Annotated in this window: 26 protein-coding genes; 13 read left to right on the top strand and 13 right to left on the bottom strand. The window is 61.7% G+C overall.

Annotation, left to right across the window (positions count from 1 at the left end; translation table 11 throughout):
* Positions 1–71: 71 nt before the first annotated feature.
* Both DBR46_RS22625 and DBR46_RS22630 read right to left on the bottom strand, forming a co-directional pair.
* Positions 72–686 (bottom strand): NAD(P)-dependent oxidoreductase, encoded by a 615-nt coding sequence (locus DBR46_RS22625; RefSeq protein ID WP_124527997.1) that lies wholly within the window; start codon positions 684–686, stop codon positions 72–74.
* A gap of 34 nt (positions 687–720) precedes the next feature.
* Positions 721–1,587 carry an MBL fold metallo-hydrolase gene (locus tag DBR46_RS22630; protein ID WP_124527998.1) on the bottom strand — a complete coding sequence of 289 codons (867 nt, stop codon included), beginning with the start codon at positions 1,585–1,587 and terminating at the stop codon, positions 721–723.
* A 107-nt stretch (positions 1,588–1,694) separates the two neighbouring features.
* Between DBR46_RS22630 and DBR46_RS22635 the strand changes: the two genes are divergently transcribed.
* A complete protein-coding gene (locus DBR46_RS22635; RefSeq protein ID WP_124527999.1) occupies positions 1,695–2,600 on the top strand; it encodes a LysR family transcriptional regulator in 906 nt (301 codons plus the stop codon).
* A 100-nt stretch (positions 2,601–2,700) separates the two neighbouring features.
* A complete protein-coding gene (locus DBR46_RS30360; protein ID WP_177325328.1) occupies positions 2,701–2,877 on the top strand; it encodes a hypothetical protein in 177 nt (58 codons plus the stop codon).
* 161 nt (positions 2,878–3,038) lie between these two features.
* Here the strand turns inward: DBR46_RS30360 and DBR46_RS22640 are convergent, their stop codons facing one another.
* On the bottom strand, positions 3,039–3,917 hold the full coding sequence (locus tag DBR46_RS22640; RefSeq protein ID WP_124528000.1) for a helix-turn-helix domain-containing protein: 879 nt from the start codon (positions 3,915–3,917) through the stop codon (positions 3,039–3,041).
* 189 nt (positions 3,918–4,106) lie between these two features.
* Here DBR46_RS22640 and pobA point away from each other — a divergent pair, with 189 nt between their 5' ends.
* Positions 4,107–5,291, top strand: a complete 1,185-nt coding sequence (gene pobA / locus DBR46_RS22645; RefSeq protein ID WP_177414117.1) for a 4-hydroxybenzoate 3-monooxygenase — start codon at positions 4,107–4,109, stop codon at positions 5,289–5,291.
* A gap of 83 nt (positions 5,292–5,374) precedes the next feature.
* On the opposite strand, the gene DBR46_RS22650 is transcribed toward pobA, so the two are convergent.
* The 3 genes from DBR46_RS22650 to DBR46_RS22660 are packed head-to-tail and all read right to left on the bottom strand — an operon-like array spanning position 5,375 to position 7,403.
* On the bottom strand, positions 5,375–6,214 hold the full coding sequence (locus DBR46_RS22650; RefSeq protein ID WP_124528002.1) for a cache domain-containing protein: 840 nt from the start codon (positions 6,212–6,214) through the stop codon (positions 5,375–5,377).
* 54 nt (positions 6,215–6,268) lie between these two features.
* Positions 6,269–6,739: a cyanase gene (gene cynS, locus DBR46_RS22655; protein ID WP_124528003.1), complete on the bottom strand. Its 471-nt coding sequence runs from the start codon at positions 6,737–6,739 to the stop codon at positions 6,269–6,271.
* Between the two features lie 31 nt (positions 6,740–6,770).
* Entirely contained in the window at positions 6,771–7,403 is a 633-nt protein-coding gene (locus tag DBR46_RS22660; protein WP_124528004.1) for a carbonic anhydrase, read from the bottom strand.
* A 112-nt stretch (positions 7,404–7,515) separates the two neighbouring features.
* On the opposite strand from DBR46_RS22660, the gene cynR reads away from it, so the two are divergent.
* The 7 genes from cynR to DBR46_RS22695 all read left to right on the top strand — a co-directional run bounded on the left by cynR (position 7,516) and on the right by DBR46_RS22695 (position 16,921).
* Positions 7,516–8,379 carry a transcriptional regulator CynR gene (cynR, locus tag DBR46_RS22665; protein ID WP_124528139.1) on the top strand — a complete coding sequence of 288 codons (864 nt, stop codon included), beginning with the start codon at positions 7,516–7,518 and terminating at the stop codon, positions 8,377–8,379.
* Between the two features lie 246 nt (positions 8,380–8,625).
* Complete coding sequence (locus DBR46_RS22670) at positions 8,626–9,996, top strand: glutamine synthetase family protein (protein ID WP_124528005.1); 1,371 nt, start codon at positions 8,626–8,628, stop codon at positions 9,994–9,996.
* Between the two features lie 101 nt (positions 9,997–10,097).
* On the top strand, positions 10,098–10,697 hold the full coding sequence (locus DBR46_RS22675) for a class I SAM-dependent methyltransferase (protein WP_124528006.1): 600 nt from the start codon (positions 10,098–10,100) through the stop codon (positions 10,695–10,697).
* A gap of 123 nt (positions 10,698–10,820) precedes the next feature.
* Entirely contained in the window at positions 10,821–11,954 is a 1,134-nt protein-coding gene (rnd, locus tag DBR46_RS22680) for a ribonuclease D (RefSeq protein WP_124528007.1), read from the top strand.
* The gene (locus DBR46_RS22685) at positions 11,951–12,244 is read left to right on the top strand and encodes a YcgL domain-containing protein (RefSeq protein WP_017736294.1); all 294 of its coding nucleotides are present in this window, start codon (positions 11,951–11,953) and stop codon (positions 12,242–12,244) included. The genes rnd and DBR46_RS22685 overlap by 4 nt, the downstream gene beginning before the upstream one ends.
* Positions 12,245–12,351: 107 nt before the next feature.
* Positions 12,352–13,284: a D-2-hydroxyacid dehydrogenase gene (locus tag DBR46_RS22690; RefSeq protein WP_124528008.1), complete on the top strand. Its 933-nt coding sequence runs from the start codon at positions 12,352–12,354 to the stop codon at positions 13,282–13,284.
* A 700-nt stretch (positions 13,285–13,984) separates the two neighbouring features.
* Positions 13,985–16,921, top strand: a complete 2,937-nt coding sequence (locus DBR46_RS22695; RefSeq protein ID WP_256659374.1) for a hypothetical protein — start codon at positions 13,985–13,987, stop codon at positions 16,919–16,921.
* Positions 16,922–16,983: 62 nt separating this feature from the next.
* On the opposite strand, the gene DBR46_RS22700 is transcribed toward DBR46_RS22695, so the two are convergent.
* Positions 16,984–17,568, bottom strand: a complete 585-nt coding sequence (locus DBR46_RS22700; protein ID WP_124528009.1) for a nitroreductase family protein — start codon at positions 17,566–17,568, stop codon at positions 16,984–16,986.
* Between the two features lie 153 nt (positions 17,569–17,721).
* Between DBR46_RS22700 and DBR46_RS22705 the strand changes: the two genes are divergently transcribed.
* On the top strand, positions 17,722–18,171 hold the full coding sequence (locus tag DBR46_RS22705; RefSeq protein WP_110624195.1) for a YcgN family cysteine cluster protein: 450 nt from the start codon (positions 17,722–17,724) through the stop codon (positions 18,169–18,171).
* 13 nt (positions 18,172–18,184) lie between these two features.
* Positions 18,185–19,405, top strand: coding sequence for a hypothetical protein (locus DBR46_RS22710; RefSeq protein ID WP_124528010.1), 1,221 nt, complete (start codon positions 18,185–18,187; stop codon positions 19,403–19,405).
* Positions 19,406–19,549: 144 nt separating this feature from the next.
* Here the strand turns inward: DBR46_RS22710 and DBR46_RS22715 are convergent, their stop codons facing one another.
* From DBR46_RS22715 to DBR46_RS22730, 4 genes are all read right to left on the bottom strand, one after another.
* Complete coding sequence (locus DBR46_RS22715) at positions 19,550–19,840, bottom strand: DUF2892 domain-containing protein (protein ID WP_124528011.1); 291 nt, start codon at positions 19,838–19,840, stop codon at positions 19,550–19,552.
* Positions 19,841–19,907: 67 nt separating this feature from the next.
* On the bottom strand, positions 19,908–20,375 hold the full coding sequence (locus tag DBR46_RS22720; RefSeq protein ID WP_014717486.1) for an RNA methyltransferase: 468 nt from the start codon (positions 20,373–20,375) through the stop codon (positions 19,908–19,910).
* 186 nt (positions 20,376–20,561) lie between these two features.
* Positions 20,562–20,936, bottom strand: coding sequence for a YajD family HNH nuclease (locus tag DBR46_RS22725; protein ID WP_017736286.1), 375 nt, complete (start codon positions 20,934–20,936; stop codon positions 20,562–20,564).
* A 59-nt stretch (positions 20,937–20,995) separates the two neighbouring features.
* On the bottom strand, positions 20,996–21,682 hold the full coding sequence (locus DBR46_RS22730; protein ID WP_122487050.1) for a spermidine synthase: 687 nt from the start codon (positions 21,680–21,682) through the stop codon (positions 20,996–20,998).
* A gap of 78 nt (positions 21,683–21,760) precedes the next feature.
* Here DBR46_RS22730 and DBR46_RS22735 point away from each other — a divergent pair, with 78 nt between their 5' ends.
* Entirely contained in the window at positions 21,761–22,045 is a 285-nt protein-coding gene (locus tag DBR46_RS22735) for a hypothetical protein (RefSeq protein WP_124528012.1), read from the top strand.
* Here the strand turns inward: DBR46_RS22735 and DBR46_RS22740 are convergent.
* Both DBR46_RS22740 and DBR46_RS22745 read right to left on the bottom strand, forming a co-directional pair.
* Complete coding sequence (locus DBR46_RS22740) at positions 22,042–22,515, bottom strand: cyclic nucleotide-binding domain-containing protein (RefSeq protein WP_124528013.1); 474 nt, start codon at positions 22,513–22,515, stop codon at positions 22,042–22,044. The genes DBR46_RS22735 and DBR46_RS22740 overlap by 4 nt on opposite strands.
* Positions 22,516–22,584: 69 nt before the next feature.
* Positions 22,585–24,627, bottom strand: coding sequence for a S9 family peptidase (locus DBR46_RS22745; RefSeq protein ID WP_124528014.1), 2,043 nt, complete (start codon positions 24,625–24,627; stop codon positions 22,585–22,587).
* Between the last annotated feature and the right edge of the window lie 10 nt (positions 24,628–24,637).

Genomic DNA, 24,637 nt, shown 5'->3' on the forward strand with positions numbered 1-24,637 from the left:
AGTCAAAGATGTTCTAACTGACCCACCGCTTTCGCGAGCAAGCCCGCTCCCACAGTTTTGATCCAGTTGTGTCAGTAGCCCACGGTGAAACGCTGGCGCGAGTGCTTCGGCGATTCCACTTCATCGATCAACGCAATCGCATAGTCCGCAAAGCTGATCCAGCTGCGACCTTCACTGCTCACCAGCAAATCATCCTGGCCCACGCGGAATTTACCCGTGCGCTCGGTCTCCACAAACTCCGCCGACGGCGACAGGAAGGTCCAATCCAGTTCCTGCTCCTGACGCAGTGCCGCGAGGAAATCAGCGCCCGCACTGGCTTCAGTCTTGTACTCCGCTGGGAAACCCGGGCTGTCAATCACACGGCTGCCATCCGGCAGCAACAGCGAGCCCGCACCGCCCACCACCAGCAGGCGTTTCACACCGGCCTTTTTCACCGGGCCGATCACGGCACTGGCGGGCAGGGTGGCGAAGTGTGCGGCACTGATTACCACATCGTTGCCACTGACGGCGTGTTGCAGGGCCTCGGCGTCCAGCGCGTCGACCTGTTTGACGGTGACGCCCGGGCGTGGGGCGAGCTTGTCGGTATTGCGCGCAATGGCGGTGACGGTATGACCACGACGCAGCGCTTCTTCCAGCAGTTGGCTACCGGCACGGCCGGTGGCACCAATGATTGCAATCTTGCTCATGACGTTCTCCAGTTCGATAGGGTTTTGAAACCATTCACCACTTCATTTCGCCCTTGGCGACTTTGGCGCTGAGTTCCAGCGAGCTTTCGTCGGCGAGGGTCGGGTAACGCTTTTTCATGGCCGCGATCAGGGCCGCAGAATCCTTGGCCTTGGCGGTCTCGATGTCGAAGGCCTTGATGTAGTCGGCAGTAAAGGTCACTGATTGCAGCGTCGGTGTGCCGAGGTAGTGACCCGGGATCACCGTCTGCGGTTTCAGCTGTTGGATGCGCTGCAGTGTCGCCAGCCAGTCTTTATGGGACTGCGGGCTCTGGGTGTCGGCCATCCACAGGTGGATGTTCTCGGCGACGACCACGCCACCGACCACGGCCTTGATCGACGGAATCCACACAAAGCTGCGGTCCGGCTGCGCGCCGTCGAGGCCGATGACCTCCAGTTGCTGGCCTTCCAGGGTCAGGCTGTGGCCTGGCAGCACGTCCGGCACGATGGTTTTAGCCGGCTTGTCGGCGCCCATTTTCGGGCCCCAGAATTCCAGTTTTCCGGCGACGGTGGCCTTGATGTGATCGACCACCGGTTGTGGCGCCAGCACCTTGGCGTCGGGGAACGCGGCGGTGAGGGTGTCGAGGCCGAAGTAGTAATCCGGGTCACCGTGGCTGATGTAGATGGTGGTCAGGTGCTTGCCGCTGGCGCGGATCTTTTGCACCAGCTGTTCGGCCTGGGCCTTGCCGAATTGCGCGTCCACCAGGATCGCGTCTTTTGCGCCGCTGACCAGCACCGAGCTGACCGGGAAGATCGCGGCTTCGCCTGGGTTGTACACGTCGAGGGTCAGGTCGGCCGCGGCCGCATGGGCGGCGAAGGCCAGGGCGGCGGTGGCCAGGGTCAAGCGCTTGAGGGTGGACAGCATCGGGCAGCTCCAGCAGTCGATTCAAAGGATGCACAGAGCTTAGTTGCACCAAACGCAACTAAAAATGCGATGCTGGAACATAGTTTGTTTCTAAAATCGGGCAGATCATGGATCGTCTTCAAGCAATGCGCGTGTTTGTCACCGTGGTGGACCTGGGCAGCCAGTCCGCCGCCGCCGATCATCTGGACCTGTCGCGCCCGGTGGTCTCGCGCTACCTGGCGGAGCTGGAAGACTGGGTCGGCGCACGCCTGCTGCACCGCACCACGCGCAAGCTCAGCCTGACCGCCGCTGGCAGCGAAACCCTGCCGCGTTGCCGGCAACTGCTGGAGCTGAGTTGCGACATGCAGGCCGCCGTCAGCGAACCCGATGACGCGCCCCGTGGCCTGTTGCGCCTGAGCGTGAGCACCTCGTTCGGCCAAGCGCAGTTGGCCGATGCAATCGCCGAGTACGTGCAGCGCTACCCGCTGGTGACGGTGGACATGCAAATGCTCGACCGCACGGTGAACCTGGTGGATGAACGGATCGACCTGGCTATTCGCACCAGTACGGACCTGGACCCCAACCTGATCGCCCGGCGTTTGACCGTCTGTCGCTCCGTGGTGTGCGCCAGCCCCGCGTACCTGCTGGCGCATCCGGCGCCACAGAAAGTCGAAGACCTCGCGCGGCACAACTGCCTCACCCATTCCTACTTCGGCAAAAGCCTGTGGCATTTCGAAGAGGGCGGTGAGCACGTGTCGGTGCCGGTGCACGGCAATATCACCGCCAACGAGGCCAGCACCCTGTTGCGCGTGACGCTGGCCGGGGCCGGTGTGGGCATGCTGCCCAGCTATCAGGCGGGCGATCACATCCGCCGTGGCGAACTGGTGCGCCTGCTGCCCGAGGCCGAGCCCCGGCAGATGAACATCTACGCGGTGTATGCCTCGCGCAAGCACATGCCGTCGGCGTTGCGCAGCTTGTTGGATTTTCTGGTGGTGAGGTTTCCGCAGGAGCCGGCATGGGACGTCGGTTTGTAGGCCGATATAAACCGTTTGAATGTCGCCCAATAATGGCAACTCGCCCTGGCTGGCCTATGCTTTAAACAGCACCTTGTAGTCCCGCTCAGAGGTCTGTGCCATGAGCATCAAAACCAGAAAGTACCTGATGATTTTCTCCCTCTGCGCGGTTGCCAGCGCGCTGTACGGCACTGCCGCCTACCGCGTCGAGCAAACCCGCATGCAGCCGAGTTTTGCGATCAGCTGTCATCAGGACCAATGTGTTCCGCATACCGGCAGTTTCAGCGCGTTGCGCTAAGTCCGGCCTGCTGGAAATTTAATGTGGGAGCGGGCTTGTGTGGGAGCGGGCTTGCTCGCGAATACGGTGTGTCAGCCACCCAATGAGTTGACTGAACCACCGCATTCGCGAGCAAGCCCGCTCCCACACAAGCCCACATCCACATAAAACCGTTTCCACCGTTAGCTCGGTGTTGTCTCAGCCTTGAGCTGCTCACGAAACGCCTTCGGCGAAAACCCCACCCGTCGGCGAAACAACCGCGAGAAGTTGGTCGGGTCCGAGAACCCCAGCACCTCCGACATCTCATTGATGCTCATGCTGGTGTAAGTCAGCAGGCGCTTGGCTTCCAGCAACTGGCGGTCATGCATGATCTGCAACGCCGGTTGCCCACCCAACTCCCGACACGTGCCGTTCAGGTGTGAGACCGAGATCCCCAGCTTGTGGGCCAGGTCCTCGATCTTCGGATGCTCGCGGTAGTGCTGCTCCACCAGTTGGGTAAACCGCCGGAAATACTCGCGCCCGCGCGGCGCCCGTGGGTGACGGCGCTGGATCGCCTGGCGGCTGATCCACACCAGCAGCACGCTGACCAGGGCGTGCATCATCATGTCCCGTGCCGGTTGTTCATCGGCGTATTCGTCCTGCAGGCGGGCGAACTGGTGGTTCAGGTAATCGCTGTCCTTGCCTGCCGGATAATTCCCCAAGGCTTGCAGTCCGTCTACGGTACCTCCCAGTTGCGCCTGCAAGTGGCTGACCAGTGGCGCCGCCAGTGTCACCACATAGCCTTCGACGTCTTCGGCAAACCGAAACCCATGTACACACAGCGGCGGCAGCACTTGCAGCGTCGCTTCGTTGATCGTGGTGCGCTGGCCTTCGATTTCCAGGTGGGCCTGGCCTTTGTGCACGTACAACAATTGGCACAGATCCGCGTGCCGGTGGGGCTGGATTTCCCACTGGTATTCCCGACTGCGCCGGGAAATGGTTTCGCAGTGCAACAAATCGGGGGTCGGCCATTGCTGGTCCTCCCCGTAAAGCTTGAAGACCGGAATCGCGGTTTTGGTCATGGTTTCAATCCGATACCCAGGAGAGTGGTGCGGTAATCGCCCCGATTGGCAAAAAGCGCAGGCTTTGGCTCAGTTTTCACCTTCTTATACCGGCGACTCAAGTGAAAAATGTCAGCCACAAGACCAATGACAACGCTTTCACTCAATCCGTTCGGGTGGAATCTACAGGCGATAACAATAATGAAAATCCTGAAAACCCAAGTCGCCATTATTGGCGCCGGTCCCTCTGGACTGTTGCTTGGCCAGCTGCTGCATAACGCCGGCATCCAGACCCTGATCCTGGAACGCCAGAGCGCCGAGTATGTACAAGGCCGCATCCGTGCCGGGGTTCTGGAGCAAGGCATGGTCGATCTGCTGCGCGAAGCGGGCGTGAGCCAGCGCATGGATCGTGAAGGGCTGGTGCACGATGGTTTTGAACTGGCCCTGAACGGCCAGCTCACCCACATCGACCTCAAGGCCTTGACCGGCGGCCAGTCGGTGATGATCTACGGCCAGACCGAAGTCACCCGCGACCTGATGCACGCCCGCGCCGCCGCAGGCGCCAGCACCCTCTACGAAGCGCGCAACGTGCAGCCCCATGATGTGAAAAGTGATCGGCCGTGGCTCACCTTTGAACATCAGGGCGAAGCCTTTCGCCTGGAGTGCGATTACATCGCCGGTTGCGATGGATTTCACGGCGTTGCCCGTCAGTCGATTCCGCAAGAGTCGCTGAAAATCTTCGAACGCGTGTACCCCTTCGGCTGGCTCGGCATCCTCGCCGACACGCCGCCGGTGCACGCTGAACTGGTCTACGCCAAGCACCCGCGAGGCTTTGCCCTGTGCAGCATGCGTTCCCCGACCCGCAGCCGCTATTACCTGCAAGTGCCGGTGGAGGAACCGCTGGATGAATGGTCAGACGCACGCTTCTGGGATGAATTGAAAACCCGCCTGCCCGGCGAATTGGCCGAGCAACTGGTGACCGGGCCGTCCATCGAGAAAAGTATCGCGCCCTTGCGCAGCTTCGTGGTGGAACCGATGCAGTATGGGCGCCTGTTCCTGCTCGGCGATGCGGCGCACATCGTGCCGCCCACCGGGGCCAAGGGCTTGAACCTGGCCGCGAGTGATGTGAGCACCTTGTACCGCATTTTGCTCAGAGTGTATGGCGAGGGGCGTGTGGATCTCTTGGAGAAATATTCGGCAATCTGCCTGCGGCGGGTGTGGAAGGCGGAGCGGTTTTCCTGGTGGATGACTTCGATGTTGCATCAGTTTCCCGAGGCGGATGGGTTCAGCCAACGGATTGCAGAGAGTGAGTTGGAGTACTTCATTCATTCCGAAGCTGGGCGTAGGACCATTGCCGAGAATTACGTCGGGCTTCCCTACGAGGCCATCGAATAGCAGACATAACGAAGATTCAACTGTAGGAACATGGCCCCTGTGGGAGCTGGCTCCCACAGTTTTTGACTGCACTCCAATCTTGCTTAAGGGCTGTAATACCCAACCGCCACCATGTAATGCCCACTCTTGCGCAAATACGCATGCTTGTTCTCAACCTTGCCAGTCACCGGATTCTTCCAGCGGTACTTGTATTCCCCCTGGTCCTGCTCGCTCATCAGCTTGAGGATCGGTTCGCCCACCGGCTTCCCGTCGGGGTCCTTGATCTTGCTGAAATCGGTGTTGATCAGCCGCAGGTTGGTGCCATGGGCCACGTAGCGCTTGGTGTTGAGATCGACCACAAACACATACAGGTCATCCTGCAGGAAACCACCCTGCAATGAATTGATCGCCTTGAGTGTGCCGGCCTCGTCCTTGACCAGTGCGTCTACCGCCTTGTTGCGCAGCGCACGCGCCTGTTCCGGGGTGGCCCGGGGCAGGTAGTAACCCACCGCGAGGATGCGTTCGCCGACACGCTGGTAGAACACATGCTTGTGCTCGACCTTGCCGTCGTTCCAGTTCTGCCAACGGTAGTCGGCCTGCTGGATGCCTTGGCCTTCCGGCACCTTGAGTGCGTCCTTGAACGACTGGCGCAGATCCGGCCCGAGCACTTCGCTCACGTCGCGACCGATCAAGGCGGAAGAGGGCCCGCCGCTGGCCAGCAGCACGCCCTGGGTATCGACCACGAACACGTAGCGGTCCTGGTCGATGAATTCGCCCTGGCGACTGAAGGCGGCGAAGGCCTTGTCGCCTTGGGTCTGGTAATACGCCAAGGCTTTTTCCAGCAAAGCCTTGGCGGCTTGCGCGTCCGCTTCCTCAACGGTTGCGGCGTGTACCTGGCTGCAACACAACAGCAGCAGCCAGATGATGCGCAGCATTGCCTTCATGGTCCGTCCCTCGTTCTTGTTGGTGTGCCAAGAGCGTAGACGGTCGTTGCCGATTCAGAAGGGTTTGGTGGGCAGGTACTTGCCATCCAGGGTGATCACCGCGCGGGAGCCACCGTCCGGATCTTCGACTTTCTTGATGTCCAGCTTGAAGTTGATGGCGCTGATGATGCCGTCGCCAAATTGCTCATGCACCAGGGCTTTGAGGGTGGAACCGTAGACCTGCAGCATTTCGTAGAAACGGTACATCGTCGGGTCGGTCGGCACGCCACCGGGAAAGCTGCCGCGCAGGGGCACGCTTTGCAGCAGGCGGCTGGCGTCCTGGTCCAGGCCGAGCTTGTCGCAGACCACGTCGGCGGCGTCCTTGGGCAACGGATGCTGGCCGAGCAGGGCGGCGGTGACAAACGCCAGGCTCAAGCCGGTGCCGTCGGTGAGGTCCTGCCAGGACAGGTTCTTGCGCGCCTTCAGGTCGATAACGGTATCGGCCAGGGCCAGGCGTGGGGTTTGCGCGAATTGAGCTTGCAACATGGTGATGTCCTCTGGGTTTGGAAAGGGGGTGTCAGGCGTGAACCTGGGGTTGATCCAGCAGCGAAACGAAGCGCCCGCTGCGGTGGTCCAGGGCGTCGATGGCGCCGGTTTCGATGTCATAGACCCAGCCGTGCAGGGTCAGCCGGCCTTGTTCAAGCGCCAGGGCGACCGAGGGATGGGTCTTGAGGTTGGCCAGTTGCGCCACCACGTTTTCGCGCACCAATGAGTTCAGGCGTGCGGCGTCCGAGGCATGGTCACGGGCGGCGTTGATCACCTTGGCCGATTCGGCATGGCGCAGCCAATTGGCCACAGCCGGCAGGTGATCCAGGCACTTGCAGGTGGAGATGGCGGTCATCGCGCCGCAGTCGGAATGGCCGCAGATCACTATGTCACTGACCCCCAGCACCGCCACCGCGTATTCGACAGTGGCCGACACGCCGCCAGGCTCCGGGCCGTAGGACGGCACAATGTTGCCGGCGTTGCGGATTACAAACAGGTCGCCAGGTTCCTGTTGGGTCAGCAGCTCCGGGACTACACGGCTGTCGGAGCAGGACACAAACAAGGTGCCGGGGTTTTGGGTGGTCGCCAGGTGTTTGAATAGGTCGCTGCGTTGGGCAAAGGCTTCGCTCTGGAATTTGCGGAAGCCGTCGATGAGGTGCTGCATGGTGGTTCTCCTTGCGTCGCTGATGGGGCAAGGATGGAAGTTTTCAGCTATAGCGTCCAAGACCGGCTTATTATGGTTTCAATAAGTCATGCCTATAGTTGGAGTGCTGCTGATGTTGCTGCGCCATATCCGTTACCTGCTGGCCGTTGCCGAGCATCGCAACTTCACCCGGGCTGCCGAGGCGCTGCACGTGTCGCAGCCGACCTTGTCGCAACAGATCAAGCAGCTCGAAGAAACCCTCGGCGCGCCGCTGCTGGACCGCTCCGGGCGCAGCGTCAGCCTGACCGACGCGGGGCAGGCCTATGTGCGTTTTGCGCGCCTGGCCTTGCAGGACTTGCAGGCCGGCACCCGCGCCATGCATGACGTGCAAGACCTGAGCCGTGGCAGCCTGCGCCTGGCGATGACGCCGACGTTTACCGCGTACCTGATCGGCCCGCTGCTGGCGCGTTTCAACGCCTTGTACCCGGGCATCACGGTCAGTGTGGAAGAGTTGACCCAGGACCGCATGGAAGCCGCACTGACCGAGGACCTGCTGGACATCGGCATCGGCTTTACCGGCGAGCACCTGCCGGATATCGCGTGTGAAGCGCTGTTTGCGGAAACGCTCAGCGTGGTCGTCAGCGCCAGCCAACCGGCGATGGATGCGCCGTCGTGGCTGGAACAGCCCATGGTGCTGTTGAACCCCGGCTTCGCGACCCGGCGCTATATCGACGATTATTGCCGCCAGCAGGGGGTGAAACCGCACATCGCCATGGAGGCCAATTCCATCAGCGCGATCATTGAAATCGTGCGCCACACCGCGCTGGCCACCATCCTGCCCAGTGCGATTGCCACGGCCCATTCGGGTTTGCGCGCGGTGGCGATCAGCCCGGCGTTGCCGCAGCGTACGGTGGCGCTGTTGAGTCGCCAGGGCGCCTATCGCAGCGCGGCCTGTACGGCGTTTGTCGAATTGATCAAGGCGAAGCCGAATGTTTAGCCAAGCTGCAACCAAACTCCGTCAACCCTGAATTTATCCAACTATCCGGGCGTGTGACGCTGCCGGGCATCGACCTTACTGTGATCCCCCATGGACGGTTCCCCCGACACGCTTCCCGAGCTGGCTTTCTGGGCACTGTTCCACTGCCGGCACGCGCGCCCACCAGACGCCGTTCTCCTACGTTGATCCGCCCCCCGTAGGGCGTGCACTTGCGCGCCTGTCTGACGCACACGTATGAGAATTCCCATGAGTGACTTTGCCTGCCTGCACGAAGCCCACACCTTCCTTGCGCAACACCCGGACATCGAGATGTTCGAGCTGTTTATCCTCGACAACAACGGCGTGCCACGGGGCAAACTGCTGCACCGCGATGAACTGTTGGCGGTATACGAAAGCGGCCGGCCGTTGCCCAGCACCATCCTCGGCCTGACCATCAATGGTGATGACGTGGAAAACTCCGGGCTGGTCTGGGACGTAGGCGATATCGACTGCCGTGCCTACCCGATCAGCGGCAGTCTGCAGCGCATGCCGTGGCGGCTGATACCGACGGCGGCGGTGCAAGTCAGTATGCATCCGACAGAAGGGTTGCCCGCCACCGTGGCCGATCCCCGGCATTTGCTGGCCAAGGTGATCGACGGGCTCAAGGCCGACGGTTATTACCCGGTGATGGCGGCCGAGCTGGAGTTCTACCTGCTGGACCAGAAGCCCGACAGCCATGGCCGCCCGCAACCGGCGCGCGACGTGGACGGCGGGCGCCCGCGCTCCACCCAGGTCTACGGCCTGCGTGAGCTGGAGCAGATCGAACCGTTCCTCGCCGACCTCTATAGCGCCTGCAAACTGCAAGGCATCCCGGCGCGCACGGCGATTTCCGAATACGCCCCGGGCCAGGTGGAAATCACCCTGGAGCACCGCACCGACGCCCTGCAAGCGATGGACGAAGCCGTGCGCTACAAGCGCCTGGTCAAGGGCGTGGCGCACAAACACGGGATGACCGCCTGCTTCATGGCCAAACCGTTCGACGACCTGGCCGGCACCGGCATGCACATGCACGTCAGCCTGGCGGACGCCGCGGGCCGCAACCTGTTCGCCAGCGAGGCCGCCGATGGCACGCCGCTGCTGCGCCAGGCGGTGGGCGGCATGCTCAGCACCTTGCTCGACTCGCTGCTGCTGTTCTGCCCCAACGCCAACTCCTATCGGCGCTTCCAGACCAACAGCTACGCGCCGCTGGCCGCCACCTGGGGCGTGGACAACCGCACCGTCAGCCTGCGCGTGCCCGGCGGCCCGGCCAACTCCCGGCACATCGAACACCGCATCTGCGGCGCCGACGCCAACCCCTACCTGGCCGCCGCCGCGATCCTCGCCGGCATCCATCGCGGCATCCGCGAACAGCGCGACCCCGGCGCGCCGGTGGAAGGCAACGGTTACGCCCAGGCCAAGGAATTGTTGCCCACCGACTGGCTGACCACCTTGCGCGCGCTGGAAGGTTCCAGCTGGGCGCGGGACGCGTTTGGCAGCGAGTTCCTAAACGTGTACCTCGCGGTAAAACGCGCCGAGTACCGGCAGTTCATGGGCGAGGTCGGCGAGCAGGATTGGCGCTGGTATCTGCATCAAGCCTGAACGGGTTGGCGGCAGTGAAGGCTTCGACCTTTTTTTCACGTTGCAGTGGTTAAGCTGCGGCATAAGGTCGTTCACTACCGTTTCATTCATATGGGCCCGTGATGTCGTCACAACCTCCATCCTCCATCGAGATCGAATACGCCGAGCGCTGTGATCGTGAGCACGCGCGGGTCTGCGGCGACACGCGTCCGCCTGGCCTGTTGCAGCGCCTGACGGCATGGCGTGATGAACGGTTGGTGCGCCACGCGCTCAAGGTGGCGGGCGAGCCGGGGTTGATCCTTGATCTGGCCTGCGGCTCCGGGCGCTTCTGGCCGGTGTTGGCCGAGCACGTCAACCGGGTGATCCTGGCCTCGGACAATTCCCAGGACATGCTCGACCACGCCCGCACCCACCATCCGGCGGCGCTGCTCAAGCGGATCAAGACGTTCCAGGGCTCGGCGTTTTCCATCGGCTTGTCGGCGAATGCGGTGGACTGCATTTTCTGCCTGGAACTGTTTCGCCATGTGCCGAGCAGCGAAGGGCGCCTGGCCTTGCTGCGCGAGTTTCATCGGGTCAGCCGCGACACGGTGATCGTCTCGGTCAATTCGGCCGTGGCCGTGGAAGACGAATTTCGTCAGGCCGGTTTCAGCGTGCTCAATCACCAGGAATTCATGCCCGGCTCCAAGCTGTGGCGGGTCTATGTGCTGCGTAAGAGAGGATAACTGCCGCCTGTCGGACTATTCTTTCGTCTCTTGTCGGAGTTTTCATGATGGCGGGTGTTCTGCGGGTGCTCGCGAGGCCCTTTCGCGATATATACTGCGCGCCATTCTTCAAGGGAGAGCCGTGTGGCCATCGATATTCACTGGATCTGCGACAACGATAGCCTCGGCCAGCATTGCGCCGAATGGCAGCAGTTGCCATTCGTCGCCCTCGACACCGAATTCATGCGGGTCGACACCTTTTATCCCATTGCCGGGCTGATCCAGATTGGTGATGGCGTACGCGCTTACCTGATCGATCCCCTGACCATCGACAACTGGCAACCCTTGGCCGCATTGCTGGAGAACCCGGCGGTGATCAAGGTGGTGCACGCCTGCAGCGAAGACCTGGAAGTGTTGCTACGCCTGACTGGTAGCCTGCCGGTGCCGTTGTTCGACACCCAATTGGCTGCCGCCTATCTGAACCTCGGCTTCTCCATGGGCTATTCGCGCCTGGTGCAAGCGGTGCTGGATATCGAACTGCCCAAGGGCGAGACCCGCTCGGACTGGCTGCAGCGACCGTTGTCGGAGACGCAGATCAGCTACGCCGCCGAAGACGCGGTGCACCTGGCCGAAGTCTACGTGCGCCTGCGCCCGCAGCTGTCCGATGACAAATATGCCTGGGTGCTGGAAGACGGTGCGGAGCTGGTGGCCAACCTGCGCCGCGAAACCGATCCGTACGAGGTGTACCGCGACGCCAAGCTGGCGTGGAAACTGTCCCGCGCCCAGCTCGCCGTATTGCGTGAACTGTGCGCCTGGCGCGAGCAGCAAGCCCGTGCCCGTGACCTGCCGCGCAACCGCATCATTCGCGAGCATTCGTTGTGGCCCCTGGCCAAGACCCAGCCGGATAACCTCGCCGCCCTGGGCAAGATCGAAGACATGCACCCGCGCACCGTGCGTCAGGATGGCCAGTTCCTGCTGGACCTGATCAAGCGTGTCGGCAGTGTGTCCATCGACCAATGGCCGCCGGCAGTGGCCGAGCCGTTGCCGGTGGACGCCGCCACGCTGATCAAGCAGCTGCGTGCCCTGGGCCAGGCCGAAGCCGAGCGCCTGGACATGGCCCCGGAACTGATGCTGCGCAAGAAAACCCTCGAAGCCCTGGTCAAAAGTGGCTACCCCGATGGGCCTTATAAATTGCCAGACTCGCTGCGTGGCTGGCGCCGCGAGTTGATGGGCCAGATGCTGCTCGACAGCCTGGCCACTGCCGGAGAACAGCCTTGAAACGTATTTGCTCCATCTACCGCAGCTCCAAACGCGCCGGCATGTACCTCTACGTGCTGAAAAGCGACGAGCTGGAACGGGTGCCCGAAGGCCTGCTTGCTGTATTCGGCAAACCGCTGCTCGCGTTCAACCTGGTGCTGACGCCTGAGCGCAAGCTGCAACAGGAAGACATCGCGCAAGTCCTGGAAAACCTCGACAAGCAGGGCTACCACCTGCAAATGCCGCCGCCCGAGGACGAGTACATCGAGCACTTGCCCGAAGAACTGCTGCGCCGCAACGACCCGATGTGATCGGTCAGTGCCCCATTCGGGGCACATTTTTCAATGCAATCGTATTGGTGGGCGGTGGCCGTAAGGATACGGGCGGCCGTCTGCACTGTTTTTGAAAGGTTTTAAGCATGCGTGTTCTGATTGCTGAACAGGATCACCCGCTCTACGCTCAATTGCTGGGCGAAGCGGCACCGGACCTTGAGGTGTTGACCAGCGGCGACTCGGCCGAACTGTCACGCCTGGCCGCCGATTGCCCGGTCTGGCTGGGCCAACCCGACCTACTGGCCACCCTGTTGCGCCAAGGCCATCAGCCGCAGTGGCTGCAATCGACCTGGGCGGGCATCACGCCGCTGCTGGCCGACGGTTTGCTGCGCAACTATCGCCTGACTCGCGCGGTGGGTATTTATGGCCAGGTCATGGCCGAATTTGTCCTCACCTACATGCTCGGCCACGAGCGCGAAGTGCTGGCGCGGCTGGTCAGCCAGGTGGAGCGCAAGTGGGACAGCCGCATGGGCCAGAGCCTGGCGGGGCGCAAGGTGTTGATCGTTGGCACCGGCGATATCGGCCAGAGCGTCGCCGAGTTCCTGGTGCCGTTTGGCGTCAAGCTGTATGGCATCGCCAGCACGGCGCGGGAGCAGGCGCCGTTCGTCGAAGTGGCTGGCCTGGACCAGTTGGGCCGCTTGGTGGGGGAGGTGGACTACGTGATCAACCTGCTGCCCAACACCCCAGCTACCCATGACCTTTATGACGCGGCGCTGTTCAAGCAATTCAAGCCGACCGGGTTGTTTATCAACGTCGGGCGCGGGGTTTCGGTGGTGGATGCCGATCTGGTCGAGGCGTTGAAAGAAGGGCATCTGGCCGGCGCGGTGATTGATGTGTGCCGCCAGGAGCCGTTGCCGCAACGCCATCCGTTCTGGACTGCGTGGGGGTTGCTGTTGACCGGGCACAGTTCTGCACCGACGTCGCCGCCAATGATGGTGGAGTTGTTCTTGCAGAATGTGCAAGCGTACAAGGCCAAGCAAGCGTTGCGCGGCGAAGTCAGCTTCGAGCGGGGTTACTGAGCCAAGCTTCAGCATTTCTCCATTGACATAAAGCCTGACATTCAAGCTGGAACCACGTCCCAGGGTTTTGACACCCAGTGAGCCCGGGAGGCGCCGACAAGCGCCTCCCATTGGACAACTCCCAGCTATGGACAGGTACCCCATGACGCCCATTGCGCACTCTCGTTTCACGCCTTCAATCCCGCCGTTATTGGTCGCACAGTCACCCAAGCCGACCGAGCAGGCATCTGTTTCGACCCCGCCCCCCACGCCGAACCGGCTCGACAACCCGGCAGCCTTGAAAACCGCCTTCGGTGACAGCTGCGACTGGCAAACCCTGGCCAAACATCTGAAGGCGATCATTCAGACGCTGGACATTGGCGACAGCAACCTAGCCTCGCGCTTGAAAAACACCTTAATGGTGGTGTGTGAAGATTCCACCTATTTCCGCCAACACGCGCTGGGCATTGCCGACAAAGTCAGCGTGGAAGCCTTTATTCGCGACAGCGGGCTAAACGTGCCGAGGACCCTGGAGGAATTGATCACGCTCAACGGCCAGGTGGTCAAGCGGGCGCAGACGCCGCCATTGGGCAATTTCAGCGGCGCGCTGTCCTGGCCTGCGCCGCCCGGCACCCAGGATCAGCGTTCGATTGTGACGCTGCTGCAAGGCACCACCACGCAATTGCCTGGCCTGCCATTGGCGGATGAGCAAAAAGGCACCTTGGGTTATCTGCTCAGTGGCAGTGCTGTGTCGGAAGCCGACTTGAAAAAGCCCACAGTCGCCATCGAAAAACTGCTCGGTTCGGCCAAGGCCCAGGCGCTGGGGCAGGCGATACAGACGCAACTGGGCGGTTATGCCACGGACAGTAGCCGCAATGAATACCTGCTGGCGGCTATCCACCTGGGGCTGGACCCGGAGTCGCTGGATGCCCCGGCGCCGGGTACGGTCGCTGGCTTCGACCTGGCGCGTGAAGCCCACAGAGGGCAAGGGGCGAAGACAATCGTCGACAACCTCGCCCAGCACTTGCTGGATAAAGGCCGGGTCACGGCACAAACAGCCTGCCTGGGCGCGCGCCTGCTGCTGGCCAAAGCAGCTCCGGAGTTTCTGGTCAAAGACATTCCGCGCAGTGTCACCTACGGCAGCCTCACCTGGGCCCAACTGGCGATTGCCGCCGCCAGGATCGAAGCGGACACGCCCGGCCGTTCGCTCTCGATGAACTATGCCGAAGTGCTGGCGTGTGCCGCCGAGCTCAATACCGGCAGCGCGGTACTGCAGGACATTCAGAAAAAAGCCATGACGGACTGGGCCGTCGCGAACGGCTTGCTCACCCACGCCACGCCCACAGACACCGAGCTGGAAACCGTCCGGGTCGAGTACAACCGCCAGATGCTCGCCCTGACCACCGCCAGCAGCCTGGCGAAGACGCCGATCCCCAGTCGCCGGGAGATGGCGCTGGACGCGCTCAAGGCGGCGTTTCCCGACCTTGACCCCGCGCTGTTCGAAGTGGAGGGAATGATTGGCGTGTTTCGAGTCCCCGGAAGAACCGGCAGGGTCGATGGGCCACGCTCGATGCTGGACATTGTCATGCACGGCAAAAAGCTGGGTGAGCATGAGCATTGGGAATCTGCGGACAAACGCCTTCCCGCCGCCGCGTTTTGCGTGTTGCGCGAAAGCGGCAAGTTGGAGGTCGCCGAGCCCTTTGAAAGCGAATATGACCAGGCAATCACGGCGGCCAAAAAAGGTCACCAGGGCCTGGCCCAAGCCCTACTGGCGACGTTGCCCCCGCAAGACCGCAAGAACCTTGAGTACGGTGAGTTGGAGTTCTTTCATACCAACGAGTACAAAATGGGCTTTGGCATGGTCATTGCGCCGTCGCAAACCTTGAAAAAGAGGGGCCACACCCTGCGGGTCAAAACCACGTTGGGCGGCGAGGTGAATATTTATGAGATCGACACCAAGGCAGGCACGGTTGAAAAACAGAACTTCCGGATAAGGCGCTACACGCCGCCCTACACGGATAAGAACCTGCACCGGGTAGACGGCGATTTGATCAGCAAAACGGTGCTGTTCAAGCCTTTCAAGGATGAGCAGCCGGACCTGGCCAAGGCGCAGCCCAGTGCGGGTGACAAGCTGCCAGCCTTTGGCTCGGCGCGCAGTGAATACATCGGCAGGGTGTTTGCCGAGTCCCTGGATTTGCGCAACCAGGACTTGTCGGACCAGGCCCGGGGGGTGACGTCCTTCGACAAGGAGGCGGCCAGCCTCAAGGCGGTCGGTGAGTTTTTCCTGAACCTGATTCCCTTGCGATCCGCCATCGTCAACTTTTCCAATGGGGATATTGGCGCCGGGCTGTTTGATCTGAGCCTGGATTTTATTGGCCTGGTCACGTTGGGCGCGGGCAAGGCGGCGCAGGCGGGCAAGGCCTTTTCAAAGGGTATTTCCAGCGTGCGCGGGGCAGCCAAGGCCGCGCGATTTGTCGGCGCAGCGGCCATCGAGGTATTCAACCCCTTGAGCGGTGCCGGTGACCTGGCCCAGGGTGTTGGCAGGCTTATCAAAAAAGGCGCCAGCCGCTTGATTTCCAAAAGCATTGATGGGGTCAACCGGCTCAGGGGGGCAAGCGCTAGCTACGACTTGCTCAAAGCCGCAAGCCAGCAACATGGCGCCGCTGCAATAGGCACCTTCAAGGTGGCGGGAGAAATCGTTGACGGTGGGGCGGTTTTACACAAGGGCCAGTGGTATGCGCTGGATGCGGAAAAACTGCAGCCCTATGGCAGTCCGCTTGAAGCGTTTGTACCTAACACCCATGCAATGAAAGGCGTGATCCGCGCGAAGGAAATCCCGCAGGGCGCTCAGTTGGACAATACGTTGCATACCGCCTTCAAGGTGCCGGAGTCGACGATCACTGGGCTGTCGCGCAACAGCCAAGGCGTGTATACCGCGGCGAACGGGCATCAATCGTTCATACGCCACACCGATCAACGGGGGCAGCAGGCTGTCTACGAGGTTCGGCAGATCACCCGCAGTGAAGACGGGATGATCCAGGCGCGGATTTATCACAACAATCGACAAACCGAGTTGCTGGTGCAGCATGTCCAGGGTGACCAGTGGCAACGTCTGGGCGCCAGGGGCGGCTATCCGTCTCGAGTGAACAGTGATTGTGGGCGCGAGATTGGTTCGGGCGTGCAGGCTGTACTGTATGAGAGTCGCGATGGCGCCAGTGTGTACAAATGTTTTGACACCGACATCGAGTCATTTGATATCAATGCTGTCTTTAATCAGGCCGATGCCCTGAATTTATACTACGGCGAGGGTTTTGCAGAGGCGGTTAATAGCATGGGCAGCGTTTATATCAAGATGAAAAAACTTGATGGTGTCAGCCTTGCAAGTTTTCAAGCCGAGAGCTTACCGGTGGAAGTACGCGGTCTTTTGGATGATGTGTTCAGATCACTTGAAGAGAAAAATATCTTCCAGGGTGATCTGCATCTGGGGAATTTTTTGTACTCTGCGCGAGACAAGAAAATTTATCCGGTGGATATCAGCCCTAACTCGCGTAGCGACCTCAATGTAGGCGACCCTCTCCCGGAGGATCTTATGGATGACTACGAACTGTTTAAGGCGGACTTGTATAACGATTTAAACAAGCTGTTGATGCCGGCGTAATTCCTCGGTGACGCGCCGACGGTGATTCAGGATTGATTCGCCGTCGGCAGGCTGTCAGGCCCTTAGAGGCTGAATTCACCTTCTGATACCAGCTCGCTCAACGGCCGACGCGGGCTCGGTACCTCACGACCTTGCAGGTACTCCGGCAAGGTCGACTTGTCCCCCAGCTTGCCCACCGCCACGGCGGCATGCAGTGCATAACCTTCCGGGATTTTCAGTTCTTTGCGGGTCAGTTCCTGATCGAAGCCGGCCATGCCGTGGGTGTGATAACCGCTGAGGCTGGCTTGCAACGCCAGGTGGCCCCAGGCCGAACCGGTGTCGAAGGTGTGCCACAGCGCCGGGGTTTCTTCGCTGGCGCCGGGGGCGGTGAAGTCGGTCTTCGAGGCGATGATCACCAGCGCCGAGGCGTGTTGCGCCCAGCCACGGTTGAATTCATTGAGCAGGCCGAGGAAGCGTTCCCAGTTCGGCGTGTCGCGGCGCGCGTAGAGAAAACGCCATGGCTGCGAGTTGTAGGCCGACGGCGCCCAGCGCGCGGCTTCGAAGAAGCTCAGCAGGGTTTCTTGCGGGATGCTCTCGCCAGTAAAGGCGCGGGGCGACCAGCGGTCGGTGAACTGGGGGTGGATCGGGTAATCGGCAACACGTGTCATGGGCGGTTCCTGAGGGTCAATTCGGCGTTCAAAGCTACTGCGCGGCCACTAGACTGACAAGTGTTGTTACACCGCCAGTCGTAAGCGCTTGGTTCCCGGGGGCTTGGGCACTAGACTGGCGGCCTTTTCACCTACCGATACTGATGTAGAGCCATGGCCGCCAAAGTCGAACCTTTCTGGATACGCAAAACCCTTGAACACCTCGATCAGGAGGAGTGGGAGTCGTTGTGCGACGGCTGTGGCCTGTGCTGCCTGCAAAAGCTCGAGGATGAAGACGACAACAGCGTCTATTACACGCGCATCGCCTGCAAACTGCTCGACCTGAAAACCTGCCAGTGCACGGACTACCCCAACCGCCGCGCCTCGGTGCCCGACTGCATCCAGCTCACGCCCGGCCAGGCCGACCAGTTCAAATGGCTGCCGCCGACCTGCGGCTACCGCCTGGTCAGCGAGCGCAAGGACCTGCCCCTGTGGCACCACCTGGTCTGCGGCGACCGCGACGCGGTGCACCACGAACGTATTTCCCAGTCCGGGCGCATGCTCGCCGAAGGCAGCGTGCCCGAAGACGACTGGGAGGATTACCTGATCTTCCGCGCAGGCTGATAAAGGAGTCGCCATGACGATCGCAGTCAAGCTGGCCGCCACCCTGGCGTTGCTGGCGCTGAGCGGGCCGGGTTGGTGCGCGAAGAAAGTCGATCTGGATTATCACGTCAAGTTGATGCCCCAGAGCGATCAGGCCGAAGTGCGGGTGAGCCTGTCCCAGGGTTCTGCGGTGCGCAGCCTGGATTTCGATTTGGGCGGCGACGGTGACTACAGCGACTTCAAGGCCGACGGCCAGTGGAAGGTCAGCGACAGCCGTGGCGTGTGGCAACCCAGCGCCGACAAGGCCAGCCTGACCTACCGCGTACGCCTCACCCACGCGCGCAAGGCAGGCCTCTACGAAGCACGCATGACGCCGAGCTGGGCGCTGTTTCGCGGCGAAGACCTGGTGCCCGCCGCGCGACTGGACCAGCAGGACGGTGTCGAGTTGGTCTCGCGCCTGGTGTTCGAATTGCCTGCCGGTTGGAAAAGCATCGAGACCGCCTGGCCGCGCATCGGCAAAAACAAGTTCCGCATCGACAACGTCTCACGCCTGTTCGACCGGCCCACCGGCTGGATGCTCGCCGGCACCCTCGGCAGCCGCCGCGTGCGCCTGGGCGAAACCGAAGTCACCGTGGCCTCGCCCAAGGGCCAGGCCATGCGCCGTATGGACGTGTTGACGCTGCTGACCTTCGTCTGGCCGCAGGTGGAAGCCGCGTTCCCACGGCATCCGGCCAAGTTGCTGATCGTCGGCGCCAGCGACCCGATGCGCCGTGGAGCGTTTTCGGCCCGCGACTCGATCTACCTCAACAGCCGCACGCCGTTGGTCAGCGAAAACGGCAGCAGCCCGTTGATCCGTGAAGTGGTGCAGGCGATTGGGCGCTTCAATGACCACGACACCAGCGACTGGATCAGCGAAGGCCTGGCGGAGTATTACGCCATCGAGCTGGTGCGGCGTGCCGGGGGCATTAGCGATGAGCGCTATCAGGCGATCCAGGCGCGGCTGACCAGGGAAGGCAAGGACGTGACTACCTTGCGCGGCGAACACGTCAGCGGCGCCACGGTGTCGCGGGCGGTGGTGGTGTTGCAGGAACTGGATCGCGAGATTCGCGTGAAAACCCACAACAAGCGCTCGCTGGATGATTTGACGCAGGCGGTGATGCGGGCCAATAGCATCACGACTGCTGAGTTCGTGCAGCTCGCGGAAAGCGTGATCGGTGAAGGGGCGGTGGTGCTGGATAGTAAATTACTGCGTTGATTTCGGGTCATGCACAAAACCAACTGTGGGAGCGGGCTTGCTCGCGAATGCAGTCTGTCAGTCAACACATGAGTTGACTGATCCACCGCATTCGCGAGCAAGCCCGCTCCCACATTGGGATTTCCAATGTCTGATAGATCGTGTTCAGACAGTGGATTTTTCCGACGCCACTTCAGCCGAGGTCTTCAGGTTTTTCAACTCGGCCCCCACGCGCTCGATCTTCGTGCGAACCGTGTTCATCTCCTGGCGCCCCTGCTCCAGCTTGTCCTTGAGCGAGCTGTGCCCCGTGATCCCACGGGCCAGTACCACGCCGCCAATCGCCACCTGGATCAAGCCGAAAATCCCGCCACGGCGCAGGCCTTTGCCCACCATCATCACGCCACCGGCCACGGAGCCGAGGCGTTCCAAGCCGTGCACGTTTTTGCTGTCGTTCATGATGTGTCTCCAACAAGGCGAGTGATACGTAGCTGACCGCCCGCAGGCGTCGGATGTTCCCGCAAACTCAGTACTTGGGGCCCGAGCGGGTGTTGTTGCCCTTGGCCAGGCGGTCGTAGAGCACCACGTTTACGGTGGCGGCGAGGTTCATGCAGCCGGTGGTGGGGATGTAGACCACGTCTTCACACCAGTCGCGGATCTCTTTGTCGAGGGAGCCGTCTTCGGGGCCGAAGATGTACAGCGCGCGGTCGGGGTGGGTGTATTCGGGCAGCGGGCGGGCGCCGTCCACCAGCTCCACGGCGACCGGGATGCAGCCCAGGGGCAGGATCTTCTTCAGGTCATCGATGCCGATCAGCGGAATGTCGTGGTGGACCTTCTTGGTGTCGGTGATGAAATCCCGCGCACGCTCGTAGCGCACGCCGGTGTAGAACACCGAGGCCACGCCGTAGCAGCCGGCGGCGCGCATCACCGAGCCGACGTTTTCGGGGGATTTGGGGTTGTACAGACCGATGCAGCTGTAGCGTTTATTGCCCACGGGGAAGGGTGCCTTGGAGAAAAAACGCGATTATACGGTGCTGAGGGTTGTGGTGCTTGGGCCATTGCTTTCGCGAGCAATCCCGCTCCCACATTGGATTGGGTTCACAGATATCTATTTGTGAACCCAATCCAATGTGGGAGCGGGCTTGCTCGCGAAGAGGCCAGTACAAACAACAAAGGACTATCAGTCGTCCTTCTTCATCAACCCCGCCAACGCCGCAAACGGGTTATGCGTGGCCTTGGCAATCGTCGGGCTGCTGGTCGATCCTTCGCTGAAATACTGCTGGTCGGTATACCGCGAGTGCTCGTTGTCATGGCAATACAGGCACAGCAACTCCCAGTTGGAGCCATCCTGGGGATTGTCATCATGGTTATGGTTGCGGTGGTGCACGGTCAGTTCGCTCAAGCGCTTGCCGGAAAACTCACGGGTGCAGCGGCCGCACACGTGGGGGTACATCTTCAGCGCTTTGTCGCGGTAGCCCATTTCCCGGTCGCGCTGGGCATCGGCGAGGATGCGGTCCAGCTTGGCGGTGTGGGAGGGCGGGTTGGTTGAGCTCATCATGGCTCCTATATTTTGGTGGTCACGGTAAGGCTTGATTCTAGCCGTTCTCGGCGCAGTTAGCCCTTGAGCTTTTCGGCAATCCAGATGGTATGGCGGGTGCCTTTGTTGCCGTGGGCGAACACCTGCACTTCTTCGGCCTTGAAGCCGGCCTTGCGCAGTTTGTCGCTGAACAGCTTGTCGGCACTCGCTGACCACACCGCCAGCACGCCCTTGGGCCGCAGGGCCTTGGCGCAGGCAGCGAGGCCACCGGCGGAGTACAGCCAGCTGTTGGCTTTTTGCGTGAGGCCTTCGGGGCCGTTGTCGACGTCGAGCATGATCGCGTCAAACCCCTGGGGCTCGGCTTGCAGCACCTTGGCCACGTCTTCCATGCGGATCACTGTGCGCGGGTCCAGCAGCGGGCGGCCGGATTTCTCCCCCAGCGGGCCGCGGTTCCACTCCACCACGCCGGGCACCAACTCAGCGACCACCACTTCGGCGGACTTGCCCAAATGCTTGAGCGCCGAGGCCAGGGTAAAGCCCATGCCCAGGCCACCGATCAGCACCCGTGAATCCGGGCGCCCGGCGACCTTGCGGCAAGGGATCTCTGCCAGCGCGTCTTCGGAGCCGTGCATGCGCGTGTTCATCAACTGGCCGCCGTCACCGCCCTGGATCTTGATCACAAAATCCTCGCCGTATTCGAACAGGCACAAGGCACCGCCGTTGTCGGGGATCGGGGTGGTGTCCAGCAGAACGAAACGTTTCATGGAAATCTCATTGGGAAGGGCATTCTTGCGCGGTTGGGAGTAGCCTTACGACATTCCGGTCAGGCCATGGAGCCATCGATGAAGTGCAGCATTCTAACGGTCATTGTGTTGAGCGCGCTCACATTGGGTGCGGCGCAGGCTCAGGAGTTGCAAACCGTACCGGTTGCGCCGGCACCCACCCCAGGCGCACCGGGCACGCCCACGCCGACGTTGTATCCGCAAGTCACCCCGCCGATCGCGCCCAAGGCCACGGCTAACGGGTCCCCTGCGCTGGTACCGATCGTGTTGCCGACGCCGCCAAAAGACCAGACGGTGCCCGGTTTGCAGCAGAACGACAGCAAACCGAAGACCCCGGGCGGTTAAAACTGCTGGGAGAGCAATTGCCCGTCGGCCATGCGCAGGCGCTTGGAGAGGGCAATGGCGATGGCACGGATAATCTTCGCCGCGACCCTGGGCGCGTCATTGAGCATTTTCTCCAGGGAATCCTTGCCCAGGTTCAACAGCACACACTCCGAAGCGGCCACGCAACTGGCGGAGCGCCGCTCGCCATCGAGCACGGCCATTTCGCCAAACGCCCGCCCGCTGCGCAGGGTGGCGATGGTCAAGCGCTGGCCGCTGGGGTTGGCTTTCTGCACTGCCACCTGGCCGCTGTGGAGGATGCACATGAAGGTGCCTGCATCGCCTTCCAGGAAGATCACCTCGTCCCGGGCCATGCTGCTGATGTTGAAGTAGCCGGCGGCGATGTGAAAATCTTCCGGCAGCAGAGGATCGAACAAGCCGCAGTCCATGAGCATGTCGCGGATTTCGTTATTGAGTGAGGTCGGTTCTGGCATAGCGGCAATCTTGGTCCGTCAATCGTGTAGGGCGGTTCTGTGTTCAGACAGAACCGCCGCGCATAGTTCCTAAATCAGTGCCAGGGCCTTGAACACAAATGCATATTCGAGTGCTACGTCACGTAATCCCTGGTAACGCCCGCTCATGCCACCGTGGCCGGCGCCGAGTTCGGTCTTGAGCAGCAGCAGGTTGTCGTCTGTTTTGGTATCGCGCAGCTTGGCCACCCACTTGGCCGCTTCCCAGTACTGCACGCGGCTGTCGTTGTAGCCGGCGATCACCAGCAGATGCGGATAAGCCTGGGCGCGGACGTTTTCGTACGGCGCGTAGGCCTTTATCCGGTCGTACACTTCCGGTTCTTCTGGGTTGCCCCACTCGTCGTACTCGGTGATGGTCAGCGGCAGGTCCGGGTCGAGCATGGTGTTGAGCACGTCGACGAACGGCACTTCGGCAATCGCCGCCTGAAACAGCTCCGGGCGCTGGTTGAGCACCGCACCGATCAACAGGCCGCCGGCGCTGCCGCCGCTGATGGCCAATTGCTTGGAGGTGGTCAAACCCTCGGCGATCAGGTGTTCGGCGCAGGCGATAAAGTCGCTGAAGGTGTTCTGTTTGTGTTCCTGCTTGCCGTTGCGGTACCAGGCCTCACCCAGCTCGCCGCCGCCGCGCACATGCGCAATGGCAAACGCCACGCCGCGGTCCAGCAGGCTCAGGCGCGCGTGGGAGAACCACGGGTCGAGGCTCGAGCCGTAGGCGCCGTAGCCGTACAGGTACAGCGGCGTAGGTTTACCCAGCTGGTCACGCTTGACCACCAGGCTGATGGGCACCTGGGTGCCGTCGGCGGAAGTCGCCCACAGGCGTTGGCTGACGTAGTCGTCGGCGTTGAACACGCCCAGTACCGGGGTTTCCTTGAGCACGACTTGCGTGCCACTGGCCAGTTCCAACTGGCGCACCTGGGCCGGGCGGTTCAGGGCTTCGTAGCGCAGGCGAATCTTGTCGCTGGGAAATTCCAGGCTGTTTTGTACGTAGAGGCTGTAGGCGGCGTCGGGCAATTCCACGCGATAGGCGGGCAGACCTTCTGGATGCACTTCGATCACCGGCAGGCCGCCGATGCGCAGGCTCAAGGTCATGGCGCTGGCGTTGAGGCTCACGCCGTCGAGCATCACGTCGTCACTGTGGGGGATCAGGTTCTGCCACTCGGCCTCGGTTGGCACGTCGCCAATGTCGGTCGCGGTGAACAAGGCATAGTTGATGCCGTCACGGTTGCTGCGGATAAACCAGGTCCAGGCACCATTCAGTTGGCCGTGGTCGACATCGTATTCATGGTCTTCGACCCGAGGTGCCAGGCAGGTGAAGTCGAGGTGCGGCTGCTCGGCGTCTAGGGCCCAGATTTCGCTGGTGGTCTTGCTGCCCAACGCCAGCAGCAACTGCCGTTCGGAGCTGGAACGGTAGCAATGCAGGAAGAAACGTCCGTCGGGCTCGTGGAACACTTCCTGCGCCGCCGTGCCATCCAGGCGATAGCGATACAGCTTGTGCGGGCGGTGGGTGTCGTCCAGCTCGCCAAAGAACAGGGTCAGGCTGTCATTGGCCCAGGTCATGCTGCCGTCGCAGTCCGCGAATTCCAGTTCGCTGACCTTGCCGCTGGCCAATTCCTTCACGTACAGGGTGAAAATCTCTTCACCGCTGGTATCCAGGCTGTAGGCCAGGCGCTGATGGTCGGGGCTGATGCTGAACGCGCCCAGGGAGAAGAAGCCGCCGTTGGCCAGCACGTTCGGGTCCAGCAGCAGCTCTTCGCTGCTGTCGTCCACCTGGTTGCTGTCGTCCGCCGGGCGCCGGCAGCGGTAGTGACGGGCGTATTCGTCACCGGCGGTGGTGCGCGTGTAATACAGGTACGGGCCCCACGGGGAGGGCAGGGACAGGTCGGTTTCGAGGATGCGGCCTTTGATCTCTTCGAACAGGGTTTCACGCAGGGCCTGCTGGTCGGCGAGCTGGGCTTCCTGCCAGGCGTTTTCGGCCTTGAGGTAATCGAGGACTTCGGTGCTGTCGCGTTCCTGCAACCAGGCGTAAGGATCCTGGCCTGGGGCCTTGCGGGCAATCGGAGCGGGCGATGTAGGCATGGATTATTCT

It is taken from the genome of Pseudomonas sp. KBW05, assembly GCF_003852405.1.
Lineage (GTDB): Bacteria > Pseudomonadota > Gammaproteobacteria > Pseudomonadales > Pseudomonadaceae > Aquipseudomonas.